The 14,239-nt window shown below is 63.7% G+C and carries 11 protein-coding genes; all 11 read left to right on the forward strand.

Features of this window, described 5'->3' with window-relative positions; all coding sequences use genetic code 11:
- Positions 1 to 3: 3 nt before the first annotated feature.
- On the forward strand, positions 4 to 1,836 hold the full coding sequence (rpoB, locus tag E2481_RS08120; protein WP_136716633.1) for a DNA-directed RNA polymerase subunit B: 1,833 nt from the start codon (positions 4 to 6) through the stop codon (positions 1,834 to 1,836).
- On the forward strand, positions 1,837 to 4,755 hold the full coding sequence (locus E2481_RS08125; protein ID WP_136716634.1) for a DNA-directed RNA polymerase subunit A': 2,919 nt from the start codon (positions 1,837 to 1,839) through the stop codon (positions 4,753 to 4,755).
- 3 nt (positions 4,756 to 4,758) lie between these two features.
- Positions 4,759 to 5,982 (forward strand): DNA-directed RNA polymerase subunit A'', encoded by a 1,224-nt coding sequence (gene rpoA2 / locus E2481_RS08130; RefSeq protein WP_136716635.1) that lies wholly within the window; start codon positions 4,759 to 4,761, stop codon positions 5,980 to 5,982.
- Between the two features lie 6 nt (positions 5,983 to 5,988).
- Positions 5,989 to 6,414: a NusA-like transcription termination signal-binding factor gene (locus E2481_RS08135; protein ID WP_136716636.1), complete on the forward strand. Its 426-nt coding sequence runs from the start codon at positions 5,989 to 5,991 to the stop codon at positions 6,412 to 6,414.
- 266 nt (positions 6,415 to 6,680) lie between these two features.
- Positions 6,681 to 7,130: a pyridoxamine 5'-phosphate oxidase family protein gene (locus E2481_RS08140; protein WP_136716637.1), complete on the forward strand. Its 450-nt coding sequence runs from the start codon at positions 6,681 to 6,683 to the stop codon at positions 7,128 to 7,130.
- Between the two features lie 134 nt (positions 7,131 to 7,264).
- Entirely contained in the window at positions 7,265 to 7,693 is a 429-nt protein-coding gene (locus tag E2481_RS08145) for a 30S ribosomal protein S12 (RefSeq protein WP_136716638.1), read from the forward strand.
- A gap of 2 nt (positions 7,694 to 7,695) precedes the next feature.
- Positions 7,696 to 8,307, forward strand: a complete 612-nt coding sequence (locus E2481_RS08150) for a 30S ribosomal protein S7 (RefSeq protein WP_136716639.1) — start codon at positions 7,696 to 7,698, stop codon at positions 8,305 to 8,307.
- A gap of 433 nt (positions 8,308 to 8,740) precedes the next feature.
- On the forward strand, positions 8,741 to 9,412 hold the full coding sequence (locus tag E2481_RS08155; protein ID WP_136716640.1) for a DUF6230 family protein: 672 nt from the start codon (positions 8,741 to 8,743) through the stop codon (positions 9,410 to 9,412).
- A gap of 57 nt (positions 9,413 to 9,469) precedes the next feature.
- Positions 9,470 to 9,961 carry a DUF6114 domain-containing protein gene (locus E2481_RS08160; protein WP_136716641.1) on the forward strand — a complete coding sequence of 164 codons (492 nt, stop codon included), beginning with the start codon at positions 9,470 to 9,472 and terminating at the stop codon, positions 9,959 to 9,961.
- A 259-nt stretch (positions 9,962 to 10,220) separates the two neighbouring features.
- Positions 10,221 to 11,960: a PKD domain-containing protein gene (locus E2481_RS08165; protein WP_169302402.1), complete on the forward strand. Its 1,740-nt coding sequence runs from the start codon at positions 10,221 to 10,223 to the stop codon at positions 11,958 to 11,960.
- 325 nt (positions 11,961 to 12,285) lie between these two features.
- Positions 12,286 to 14,238, forward strand: coding sequence for a PKD domain-containing protein (locus E2481_RS08170; RefSeq protein ID WP_136716643.1), 1,953 nt, complete (start codon positions 12,286 to 12,288; stop codon positions 14,236 to 14,238).
- Position 14,239 lies beyond the last annotated feature (1 nt).

Genomic DNA, 14,239 nt, shown 5'->3' on the forward strand with positions numbered 1-14,239 from the left:
ATCATGAGTCAAGGACAAGGACGAGAAGCGAAAGTATACGTCAACGGAAGTCTGGTCGGGACCCATCCCGAACCACACAAGCTCGCAGCGGACATCCGACAGGCGCGCCGACGGGGCGACGTCAGCGAGATGGTCAACGTCTCGGTCAAGGACCGCACCGACGAGGTCATCGTCAACGCCGACGCCGGCCGCGCGCGTCGCCCGCTGCTCATCATCGAGGACGGCGAACCGCTGGTCTCCGACGAGGAGGTCGCGGCGCTGAAAGCCGGCGAACTCCAGTTCGAGGACTTCGTCGATCGGGGCTACGTCGAGTTCATCGACGCCGAGGAAGAGGAGGACATCCTCGTGGCCGTCGAGGAAGACGACCTCACCGAGGACCACACCCACCTGGAAGTCGACCCGCAGCTCATCTTCGGGATCGGTGCCGGGATGGTTCCCTACCCCGAACACAACGCCTCACCGCGCATTACGATGGGGTCGGGGATGATCAAGCAGTCGCTGGGGCTGCCATCGGCCAACTACCGCATCCGGCCGGACACGCGCCAGCACCTGCTGCACTACCCGCAGCTGTCGATGGTCAAGACCCAGACGACCGAACAGATCGGGTACGACGACCGCCCGGCGGCCCAGAACTTCGTCGTCGCCGTCATGAGCTACGAGGGGTTCAACATCGAGGACGCGCTCGTGCTCAACGGCGGGTCCGTGGACCGGGCGCTCGCCCGGTCGCACTTCTTCCGGACCTACGAGGGCGAGGAACGACGCTACCCCGGCGGACAGGAGGACCACTTCGAGATCCCCGACGACGACGTTCGCGGGGCTCGCGGCGAGGAAGCGTACACGCATCTGGACGAGGACGGACTGGTCAACCCCGAGACGCAGGTCGGCGAGAACGACGTGCTGCTCGGGAAGACCTCCCCGCCCCGGTTCCTCGAAGAACCGGACGACATGGGCGGACTTTCGCCCCAGAAGCGCCGCGAAACGTCGGTGACGATGCGCTCCGGCGAGTCCGGGGTCGTCGACACCGTGACCCTGATGGAGGGCGAGGACGGCTCGAAGCTCTCCAAGGTCTCAGTTCGTGACGAGCGGATCCCCGAACTCGGAGACAAGTTCGCGTCGCGACACGGACAGAAGGGGGTCGTGGGCCACATCGCGCCCCAGGAAGACATGCCGTTCACTGAGGAGGGCGTCGTGCCCGACCTCGTGATGAATCCCCACGCACTGCCGTCCCGGATGACGGTGGGCCACGTGCTGGAGATGCTCGGCGGGAAGGTCGGCGCACTGGAAGGTCGCCGGGTCGACGGGACCGCCTTCACCGGCGAGGACGAGGACGAACTCCGCGGCGGACTCGAGGAGAAGGGCTTCAAGTCCAGCGGAAAGGAGGTCATGTACTCGGGCGTCACCGGCGAGAAGATCGACGCGGAGATCTTCGTCGGGACGATTTTCTACCAGAAGCTCTACCACATGGTCTCGAACAAGCTGCACGCCCGTTCGCGCGGGCCGGTGCAGGTGCTGACCCGCCAGCCCACCGAGGGTCGCGCACGCGAAGGTGGGCTCCGTATCGGGGAGATGGAACGGGACGTGTTCATCGGCCACGGTGCGGCTATGACGCTCAAGGAACGACTCTTAGACGAGTCCGACCGCGAGTGGATCTACATCTGTGCGAACTGTGGCATGGCCGCCGTCGAGAACGTCGAGCAACGGCGCGTCTACTGTCCGAACTGCGACGAGGAGACGGACATCCACGAGATCGAGATGTCCTACGCGTTCAAGCTCCTGTTAGACGAGATGAAAGCGCTGGGGATCGCCCCGCGTATCGAACTGGAGGACGCAGTCTAAATGAGTCAACACGCACCCAAGGAGATCGGCGAACTCAGCTTCGGGCTGATGGACCCCGAGGAGTATCGGGACATGAGCGCCACCAAGGTCATCACGGCCGACACCTACGACGACGACGGGTTCCCCATCGACATGGGCCTGATGGACCCGCGCCTGGGCGTCATCGACCCGGGACTCGAATGCAAGACGTGCGGGAAGCATTCGGGGTCGTGTAACGGCCACTTCGGCCACATCGAACTGGCCGCACCGGTCATCCACGTCGGCTTCGCGAAACTCATCCGCCGACTCCTGCGCGGGACCTGCCGCGACTGTTCGCGGCTCTGTCTCAACGACGAGGAGCGCGAGGAGTTCGCCAGCCGCCTCACCCGTGCGCGGGAACTCCGCGACGACCTGAACGACGTGACCAAAGCCGCCATCCGGCAGGCCCGCAAGAAGGACCACTGTCCGTTCTGTGGCGGCCAGCAGTACGACATCAACCACGAGAAGCCGACCACGTACTACGAGGTCCAGCAGGTTCTGTCCTCGGAGTACCCGGACCTCATCGCCGAGGCGATGGAGCCCGACCCCGACGACGAGGACGACCGTGGCGTGTCCCCGGTCGAACTCTCCGACGAGACCGGCATCGACCAGGGTCGCGTCCAGGACATCCTCTCGGGCGAGTTCCGCCCGCGCGAAGAGGACCGGAAGGCCATCGAGCGCGCGCTCGACGTGGACCTGACCGAGGAGGACATGAACAAGCTGATGCCCAGCGACATTCGGGACTGGTTCGAGGACATCCCGGACGGGGACATGGAAGTGCTCGGCATCAACCCCGAGCGCTCACGGCCCGAGTGGATGATTCTCACCGTCCTCCCGGTGCCGCCGGTCACGGCGCGCCCGTCGATCACGCTGGACAACGGCCAGCGGTCCGAGGACGACCTCACGCACAAGCTGGTCGACATCATCCGCATCAACCAGCGGTTCATGGAGAACCGTGAGGCGGGTGCCCCCCAGCTGATCATCGAGGACCTCTGGGAACTCCTGCAGTACCACGTCACCACCTTCATGGACAACGAGATCTCGGGGACGCCGCCGGCCCGACACCGCTCGGGTCGACCCCTGAAGACCCTCTCCCAGCGCCTGAAAGGCAAAGAGGGGCGCTTCCGTGGCTCGCTGTCCGGGAAGCGTGTCAACTTCTCGGCTCGTACCGTCATCTCGCCGGACCCGACCCTCTCACTGAACGAGGTCGGGGTCCCGGACCGGGTCGCAAAGGAGATGACCCAGACGATGAACGTCAACGAGCGCAACTTAGATGAGGCCCGGCGCTACGTCTCGAACGGGCCGGAAGGCCATCCGGGCGCGAACTACGTCCAGCGACCCGACGGCCGCCGCCTGAAGGTCACCGAGAAGAACTGCGAGGAACTGGCCGAGAAGGTCCAGGCCGGCTGGGAAGTCTCCCGACACCTCATCGACGGGGACATCATCATCTTCAACCGGCAGCCGTCGCTCCACCGGATGTCCATCATGGCCCACGAAGTGGTCGTGATGCCGTACAAGACGTTCCGGCTGAACACGACGGTCTGTCCGCCGTACAACGCCGACTTCGACGGCGACGAGATGAACATGCACGCGCTGCAAAACGAGGAGGCCCGCGCCGAGGCCCGCGTGCTGATGCGCGTTCAGGAGCAGATTCTCTCGCCGCGCTTCGGTGAGAACATCATCGGGGCCATCCAGGACCACATCAGCGGGCTCTACCTGCTGACACACACCAACCCGCAGTTCAACGAGACGCAGGCCCTGGACATGCTTCGGGCGACGCGGATCGACGAACTGCCGGAAGCCGACGGCGAAGACGAGGACGGCAAGCCCTACTGGACGGGCCGGTCGCTGTTCTCGGAACTGCTGCCCGACGACCTCAATCTCGAGTTCACCTCCTCTGCCGGCGACACGGTCGTCATCGAGGACGGCCAGATGATCGACGGAACCATCGACGAGGACGGAGTCGGTGCCTTCGGCGGGGAGATCGTCGACACCATCGCCAAGGTGTACTCGAAGACGCGGGCGCGTATCTTCGTCAACGAGGTCGCCTCGCTGGCGATGCGCTCGATCATGCACTTCGGCTTCTCCATCGGGATCGACGACGAGTCCATCTCCCGGGCGGCCGAAGACCAGATCGACGAGGCGATCGGCAACGCCTACGAGCGGGTCCAGGAACTCATCGAGACCTACGACCGGGGCGAACTCGAATCGCTGCCGGGTCGCACAGTCGACGAGACCCTGGAGATGAAGATCATGCAGACGCTCGGGAAGGCGCGTGACTCCGCCGGCGACATCGCCGAGGAGCACTTCGACGACGACAACCCCGCGGTCGTGATGGCCGAGTCCGGCGCGCGTGGGTCGATGCTGAACCTGACCCAGATGGCCGGCTGTGTCGGACAGCAGGCAGTCCGGGGCGAGCGGATCAATCGTGGCTACGAGGACCGCACCCTGTCCCACTACAAGCCCGACGACCTCTCTTCGGAGGCACACGGCTTCGTCGAGCACTCGTATCGGGGCGGTCTCGAACCGCGGGAGTTCTTCTTCCACGCGATGGGTGGCCGCGAGGGCCTGGTCGACACGGCGGTCCGGACCTCCAAGTCCGGCTACCTGCAGCGCCGGCTCATCAACGCCCTTTCGGAACTCGAAACGCAGTACGACGGCACCGTTCGGGACACGAGCGACACCATCGTCCAGTTCGAGTTCGGCGAGGACGGCACGAGTCCGGTGAAGGTCTCCTCGAGCGAGGACAACGACATCGACGTGGACAACATCGCGGACCGGGTCATCGACGCGGAGTTCGCCGACGACACCGAGAAAGAGGAGTTCCTCGGGACGGAACCGTCCCCGACGAACATCTCCGAACACGCCGACGACTGGTGGATGGCCCAGAGTGACGACTGAATCATGACAGACTACGACGTAACAGACGACATCGAGGTCGTCGTCGAGGACACGGACCTCCCGCGACGGCTGAAAGACGAGGTGTACAGTACCATCGAGGACCGCGGCGGGGTCACCACAGAACAGGCCGACGACATCGCCAGGGCCGTCGAGAGCCGCTATCTCGAGACGCGCGTCGACCCGCTCGACCCGGTCGGCACCGTCAGCGCCCAGTCCATCGGTGAGCCGGGGACCCAGATGACGATGAACACGTTCCACTACGCGGGCGTCGCCGAGATCGACGTGACGCAGGGACTGCCGCGACTCATCGAACTGGTCGACGCGCGGAAGACGCCCGACACGCCGATGATGACGGTCCACCTCGAAGACGAGTTCGCCGAGGACCGCGAGCGCGCCCACGAGGTCGTCTGGAAGATCGAAGCCACGCGCATCCTCGCGCTGGGTGACATCTCGACGGACGTCGCGGACATGCTCGTCCGCGTCAACCTCAACCCCGACACGCTCCAGGAGCGCTGGCCGACCGTCGACCACCTGGGCGACATCGTCGCCGAGATCTCCGAGACCATCGAGTCCAAGCTCGGCGTCGAGGTCGTCCAGCTGGACGAGACGGTCATCGAGTTCGGGCCGGACCAGCCCAGCTACCGAGAGCTGCTCCAGCTCGTCGAGGACCTCCGGGAGATCGTCTTCAAGGGCATCGAGGAGATCGACCGCGTCGTCATCCGCCGCGAGGAGACCGAACAGTCCGAGGACGGCGAGTTCGTCCTCTACACCGAGGGTTCGGCACTGGGCGACGTGCTCGGCATCGAGGGCGTCGACGCCAGCCGGTCGACCTGTAACAACATCCACGAGATCAACCGCAACCTCGGGATCGAGGCCGCCCGCGAGGCGATCATCGAGGAGACGATGAACACGCTCGAAGAGCAGGGGCTCGACGACGTGAACATCCGCCACCTGATGCTGGTCTCGGACATCATGACGAATCGAGGGACCATCGAGTCGATCGGTCGCCACGGTATCTCCGGGAACAAGGACTCCGTGCTCGCGCGCGCAGCGTTCGAGGTGACGGTCAACCACCTGCTCGACGCCGCGATCCACGGCGAGGTCGACGATCTCAACGGCGTAACGGAGAACGTGATCGTCGGCAAGCCCATCAAGCTCGGGACCGGTGACGTGAACCTGCGGATGGGCTCGTCCCCGGCCCGCGGCGACGGTGAAGGGGCCGACTAAGCGGCGATGACCGTCACCCTCTCGGACCGCGAGCGCCGGTACATCGCCCTCTTCGAGGACGAGGTCGACGTGACGATCCGCGACTGCGTGGTCGACGAGGACCGCGACCGCGTGCTGTTCGTCGTGAAGGCCGGCGACATGAGCGATGCGATCGGTCCAGGGGGCCGACACGTCGAGGGGATCGAGGAGCAACTGGGCCGATCGGTCGAACTCGTCGAGGACGCCGACACCGCCGCCGACTTCGTGGCCAATGCGTTGGCCCCAGCCGCGGTGTACAACGTCACCATCAGCGAGAACGACGACACCGTGGCGTACGCCGAGGTCGATCACGACGACACCGGCGTCGCCATCGGGAAAGACGGCAAAAACATCGAGGCCGCGCGACATCTGGCCGACCGCCACTTCGGCGTGGACGACATTCAGCTAACCTGATTCTCACGGTTTCGAGCCGTCGTCGGGGTTCGTAACGTCGGCGACGACAGGCAGTGGGCGGACGGAAATCACCCGTTGTCGTATACGTCCGAACAGGTCCCGCGTGCTGGTTGCTATCCGCCTCGGACCACCTGAGGTCGGATCGAGTCGTTCGTCCCGAAGCAGGGGCACGGAAAGGGTCCTCCGACAGGTGCGCTCGTCGAAATGTCGGGGCAGGCAACGGGATCGTGCAAGCCGTTATCACCCTCCGTGGCGTTCGGTCGAGTATGCAAGGGCTCCGCTGGATTCGGATGAGTCCGGAGGAACGAAACGAGTTCCTCGGCGACGGGGGCACCGGTGTGCTGTCGTTCTCGACGCCGCCCGACGAACCCCCGTCGCTGCTTCCGGTGTCGTACGGGTACGACAAGCACTCGAGCAGTTTCTACTTCAGCCTCTCGTTCCCGCAAGAGACCGGGAAACCGGACGTAATCGACAACCCCGTGGCGTTCGCCACGCACTCGAAGACGGCTGCTGGGTGGCGCAGCGTCGTCGCGACCGGGACGTTAGAAGAGGTGACCGACATGCCGTACGATTCGAGCACTGTCCAGGGAATGTGGGGAATCCAGATTCCGGAAATCGACATCTTCGAGCGCCCTCGCGAGGAGATCGATTTCCGGAACTTTCATCTGGATTCCGACACGTTGACCAGCCGAAAGGAGGTCCAGACCGAGCCGTGACGGCGTCTCGGCGTTCCGGTAAGTGGACGGCGCGGTTGTCGGTCACGCGACCGCGTGTGTGATGCGCCAACAGGACCGGTTCCTGGCTCCGAAAGACTGTACTTAAGTAGCTCCGTTGGATATTCGACGGTACTATGGCGAACGGCAAATACGCCGCGCGGAAGCTCAAGAAGGACCGGCAGCAGCGTCGCTGGTCCGACTCGAAGTACGCGCGCCGAGAGCGGGGACTTCGCGAGAAGTCCGACCCACTCGAGGGTGCTCCTCAGGGTCGAGGTATCGTGCTAGAGAAGACGGCGGTCGAGGCGAAACAGCCCAACTCCGCAGTGCGCAAATGCGTGCGCGTCCAGCTCATCAAGAACGGGAAGCAGGTGACTGCCTTCTGTCCGGGTGACGGCGCGATCTCCTTTATCGACGAACACGACGAGGTCACCATCGCCGGGATCGGTGGGGCGAAGGGTCGCGCGATGGGCGACCTCTCGGGTGTCAACTACAAGGTCGAGAAGGTCAACGGCGTCTCGCTCATCGAACTGGTTCGCGGGAACGCGGAGAAACCGGTGCGATAACCATGTCGAGCGACGCACCCGAGCCGGACACACCTGCCGGCACCGACGACGAGGACGCGGTCGCACAGCTGTTCGAGGCGTGGGACATCACCGAGATCGAGTACAACGACCCGAGTACCGAGCGGTACATCACGGTCACGCCCATCGCACACACGATGGGTCGCCACGCGGGCAAGCAGTTCAAGAAAAGCGAGATCTCCATCGTCGAGCGACTGATCAACCGCCTGATGCAGACCGACGAGAACACCGGGAAGAAACAGCAGGCCACGCGCATCGTCCGCGAGGCCTTCGAGCTCATCCACGATCGGACCGAGGAGAACCCGGTACAGGTCCTCGTACACGCGGTCGAGAACAGTGCTCCCCGCGAGGAGACTGTTCGCCTGAAATACGGTGGCATCTCCGTCCCGAAGGCCGTCGACGTCGCACCCCAGCGCCGGGTCGACCAGGCGCTGAAGTTCCTGGCCGAGGGCGTCTACAAGGACTCCTTCAAGACGCCGACCAGCGCCGAGGAGGCGCTCGCGAGCCAGCTCATCGGCGCGGCGAACAACGACGTCCAGACCTACGCGGTCAACCAGAAAGAAGAAAACGAGCGCGTCGCGGCCGCTGCACGGTAACCCGACGCCACGGTTTTGCTTGCGGGTCGGATTCGATTTCTCACGATTGACGTTCGATAGCTCTGCAAATCGCTATCGTACGCTACTCAGTTCCCGTCATACGGTTTCCGTTATTTTTCGTGATGGACTTTGGCCCGTGCCAGACCGTACTGTAATAAATGCCCGTCCATATCCGGGGAAACAGTCAGGGTGAACAGGGTGTTTGCATAGGGTGTCGTGGTGACGACAGACGATATGAGGGGAAACCTCCCGCTGTGGTTCGTCCACAGCCTCGCCGGGTGTGGCCTCGTGGGGAGAGGCCGCGGCCGGCGTGATTCCCGTGGTGTTGGGGGTCGGCACGCAGAAACGCGCCGACTGTTCCGGGGGGCGATCAGTGATGACGTGTTGTATACCACGCGTGCAGATACGCAGCCAACTACGAGAGTGAGAACACATGTACGATAAATCGATCCTCGCCAAGAGTACTGGCGCATCGCTCGGTGTGGTCGCCGTCGTCGGCATGCTCTTTTTGAGCACCGGCACGGCGTTCGCCGCACCGATTTCGGGTATCGGCGGATTCAAGATTCAGGCCGAAGAGATCCAGGGTGACGACTTCATCCTGTATCCCGGCTCTGGTGACGCGGAGAACATCTCCCAGTACCCGCAGGGTATCGTCGAGCTGAACAGCGTCACGATCACGGACCTCACGCTGATCAAGCGCTTCAACCTCGATCAGTACGGGATGACGGGCAACGCGCGCCTCGTCATTACCGCCGGTACGAGCACTGACGTCACGTCCGGGCAGCTGCTCCTGAAGACGCCCGAACTGGAAGCTGACTCCGCCGCGTTCAACGGCCTGACGATCGACGAGGCCAACGCGAACGAGAGCAAGGCGGGCATCAAGCAAGTGATCACGCTGCGCGCACCCGAGGCCCCGACGCAGGGCGACGTCGCAGGTGGCCCGCGCCAGGTTACCCTCGACGGCGGTGACGGGAACCCCGGCCTCGTTCTCCAGGGCGCGAACATCCGTGCGACCTACCTCGCGACCAACGAGATCACGCTGCCGGACCTCGGTCTGGAAGTTCAGTTCGACCCGAACAACGACGGCACGTACGAGTACGCGTAACGTCGTTCCACTAACCGCGAATTTTTTTAGTACAACAACCGCATACAGACAAACACAATGTCCGTAAAATCAGCACTGTGGCACGCGCTTCCGACACCGGTTCAGCGACGACTCGACGACCGCATCGCCAAGTTCAACGACTGGCGTGAGCCGCGCCCCTTCTGGGGAGGGGTGTTGCTCATGCTCGGGGGGTTGATCATCGGCTGGGTCCCGATCCAGTTCGCGACGGAGCTCGCCGTCATCGGCGGTGCGTTCACCGTCATCGGGCTCGTATTCGCCGTGCTGGTGTTCCTGACCGGGGCGTTCGTCCTCGCTCGGCCGGAGATGTCTACCATCTTCGGCGTCCTCGGGATCGCGCTGTCGATCCTGTCGCTCGTCGGGGCACTGGGCGGCCTGTTCGTCGGAATGTTGCTCGGGATCGCTGGCGGGAACCTCTGTATCGCCTGGCAGGATCCCAACCCCGGGACGACGACCAGCACCAGTACGAGTACCAGTAGCTCCGCGAGTGCGAACGAGGACGTGCAGTTCAGTTGGCAGGGCGAACAGTAAGCCGGCAGGCGTCACGTCGGCGTAGTGGCGCTCCGTTTTCGCCCGCACCATCGCCGCCACGTGCTGATTTTCGGCGGTTTTCCGTTTCGATCCTGGTTCGACGTGTCACGGCCAGCGACCAAGCTGGAAAGAATATAAGTGGCCGTTCATGACCGGCGTAATCTTGAGTGGGAATTAGGTAATTATCTACGGTAGACAGTCACGCCTTTGGACGGGCATGGGAAGAGCGCCCGGGGTGGGGTGTGGCCAAACACGAACTATGTATAATCGTAAACGCGTTGCACGAGGAGCAGGCACTGCTATCGCGGTCTGGGCACTTCTGGGGTTGTTTATCGTCTCGACGGGGGTCGCCTACGCATTACCGCTGGCCGGGGTCGGGGGGTTTACCATCACGGCTGACGAGGTGCAAGCCGACAATCTGCTCCTGTATCCCGGTGTCGGGGACACGAGCGAGCGGGACGCCTACCCCCAGACCATCGCAGAGCTGGAGGGGACGACGATCACGGACCTGACGGCGTCGAAGACGATCGGTCTGGATTCGACGCCGGGACTGTCCGGGAAGTTCCGCGTCAGTATCGTCTCACAGGGGGAAAGCGACGGGTCCGCACTGCTGTTGAAATCGAGTGCACTGCAGTCCAGCAGTGCCGAGTTCACTAATTTCTCGATCGAAGAGATGGCCTCGGACGACCCGCGGGGCCGGTTCGAGCTCGAATCGAACGGACCGGTAACGCTCGGCGGGACCGGTCAGTACCCCGTTCGGATTCGCGCACACTACGTGGCGCTCAACTCCGTGTCCACGCCGAACCTCGGCCTCAGGGTCTGTTACGACCCGGACAACGACGACGAGTACGAGTACGGGTCCTGCGACGGCTCGCTGCCGGACTGGGGGAGCAATCCCGACATGGGCGAGAACCAGGCGCCCAAGGCCGTTGCGTTCGCGGAGCCGATTCCGGCGGAAATGGGCGAAACGATTACCTTCGACGCCTCGTCGTCGTACGATCCCGACGGCTCTGTCGAGTCCTACGAGTGGAGCTTCTCCGACGGAACGACGACGAACGGGAAGACTGCGACGCGCTCGTACAGTTCCACCGGTGACTACGAGGTGACGCTAACGGTGACCGACGACGACGGCAAATCCGGCTCGGACACCGTCACCGTCACTGTGGGGAACCAGGCACCGACGGCCGACGCGTCGGCTGACAAGACGACGGTCATCCCCGACGAGACGGTCACGTTCGACGGGTCAGGGTCCAGCGATCCCGACGGCAGTATCGAGTCCTACGAGTGGGACTTCGGTGATGGGACGACCGCGGTGGGCGAGAGTCGAACCCACTCGTACGATTCGACGGGGACGTACACGGCGACGCTGAACGTGAGCGACGACCTCGGGATTTCGGACACGGACACCATCGATATCGACGTCGTCCAGAACGAACCGCCGACGGCCAGCGCGTCCGTCGACGACGCGGAACCGAACCCCGGCGAGACGGTCACGTTCGACGCCTCCGAGTCGTCGGACGACACCGGCCGGATCACGTCCTACGAGTGGGAGTTCGGCGACGGAACCACCGCGACCGGCGATACACCGACACACGCCTACAGTTCACCGGGAACCTACGAGGCCACGGTGACGGTGACTGACTCGGGCGGCCTGACCGAGACGGAGACGGTGACGGTCGACGTGAACGAGGTACCGACGGCGAGCTTCACGAGGAACCCGACATCGGGTAACGAGGACACCACGTTCACGTTCAACGCGTCCGGATCGTCCGACCCCGACGGCTCCATCGTCTCCTACGAGTGGAGTCTCGAGGAAGACGACTGGTTCGACAACAGCGCGACTGCCAGCGGTGAGGTCATCGAGAAGCAGTTCGAAGTCGTCGACATCGAAAGCACCAAGACGTTCGACGTCACGCTGACGGTCACCGACGACAACGGCGCGACTGATTCGGTGACGAAATCGGTCGACGTCGACAACTGTTACCTCGACATCTGCTGACGGCTTCGAGACAGGGCCACCTGCTCGCCAGTTTTCGCCTGTTGTCCTGTATTGACGCACTGAGCCACTGGCCCACCGGGTACGCTGCCCGTGTTTCGAAGTGTCTATCTCAGACCAGGTCGACGGTGGTGGCCGCTGCCGGATGTCCCACCGGGTGAGGTCGAGTCACCGGTCATCCGAGGACGTATAGAGTTGTTCTCAAATCTTCACGGCTGAAATAATATAATAGACCGTCAGTATCCGGGGATATATTAAACCAGTATTGTGGGAAATCAGGTCACGGAAACGAGTTGCGGGCCTGGGAATCCCGCAGGGAGCGACAAACATGTACAATCGGACACGCGTAGCGAGGGGTACAGGGGCCGCCGTTGCGGTGTGGGCACTCGTCGGGTGGATCGTCATCTCGACGGGGGTCGCATACGCACTGCCACTGGCTGGCATCGGCGGGTTCACGATCACCGCCGAGGAGGTCACGGCGGACAGTCTCCTTCTCTATCCGGGAGTAGGTGATACCAGCGAGCGGGACGCCTATCCACAGACGATCTCGGAGTTACAGAACACGGATCTGGTGGATCTGGCCGTAACGAAGACGATAGACCTGAATTCGACGCCCGGGTTGTCCGGGAATCTCCGTATGGATCTCGTGTCGCAGGGGCAGACGACTGGAACGTCCGTCGTCTTGAAATCGAGCGTATTACGCTCCGAAGGGGCCGCCTTCGAGCAGTTCGAGATCAGAGAGCTGAACTCCTCGGACACGTTCGGGCAGTTCGAGATCGAGTCGGGCGGCCCGGTGACGCTGGGCGGGTCCGGGAGCGAACCGGTGAAGATTCGGGCGCACTACCTGGCGACGAACTCGATTTCGGTCTCGAACCTCAAACTCGGGGTCTGTTACGATCCGGACGACGACAGCGACTACGAGTACGGATCGTGTATGAGCACGCCGCCGAACTGGGGGAGCAATCCCGACATGAGCGACAACGAGGCACCGACGCCGGTCGCGGACGCGGCACCGAACCCGATCGTGGTGAACGAGACCGTGAGCTTCGACGGGTCGTCGTCGTACGACCCCGACGGCTCGGTCGAGTCCTACGAGTGGACGTTCGACGGCGGGACGACCACGACCAGCGTGACGACCGAACGCACGTACACCGAGCCCGCGAACTACACGGTCGACCTGACCGTGACCGACGACGACGGGGCGACCGCGACGGAGACGGTCACCGTCGTCGTCGAGAGCAAGGACCCGACCGCGAGGCCGGACGCCAACCGGACGTCGGTGATCACCGAGGATTCGATCGCGTTCGACGGGACGAACTCCTCGGACCCGGACGGGGAAATCGTCTCCTACGAGTGGGAGTTCGGCGACGGACGGAACGCTACCGGCGCAACGGCCACGCACGCGTACGATTCACCGGGCGAGTACACGGTGAACCTGACCGTCCACGACGACGACGGCATCAGGGACAGGGGCACACTCACCGTCACTGTCGACTCGAACACGGCCCCGACCGCGAACGCGACGGCCAACAGGACGTCGGTGATCGCCGGCGATCCGATCGCGTTCGACGGGACAGGGTCGTCGGACTCGGACGGCACCATCGAGTCCTACGAGTGGGACTTCGACGATAACACGACCGCAACGGGGCCGACGCCGACACACGCCTACGATTCGACTGGCAACTACACTGCCACGCTGACGGTGACCGACGACAAGGGCGCAACCGCAACCGACACCGTCGAGATTACGGTCGACACCAATTCGGCACCGACTGCGTCCGCGACTGCGAACCGGACCTCGGTGCTGACCGGTGACTCAGTCGCGTTCGACGGGACGGGGTCGTCGGACTCGGACGGCACCATCGAGTCCTACGAGTGGGACTTCGGCGACAACACGACCGCAACAGGGGCAACGCCGACACACGCCTACGATTCGACTGGCAACTACACCGCGACGCTGACGGTAACCGACGACAAGGGCGCAACCGCGACCGACACCGTCGACATCACCGTCGAGTCGAACACGGCCCCGACCGCGAACGCGACGGCGAACCGGACCACAGCCGCGGTCAACGAGACTATCGCGTTCGACGGGTCCGGGTCATCTGACTCGGACGGTACCATCGCGTCCTACGAGTGGACGTTCGACGACGGAACCACCGCGACGGGGGTCGACCCCACCCACGCGTTCGACGCGACCGGCAACTACACGGTGACGCTGACGGTGACCGACGACGACGGCGCGACCGCGACCGACGCCGTCGAGATCACCATCGAGTAGT

Source organism: Halorientalis salina, assembly GCF_005049285.1.
Lineage (GTDB): Archaea > Halobacteriota > Halobacteria > Halobacteriales > Haloarculaceae > Halorientalis > Halorientalis salina.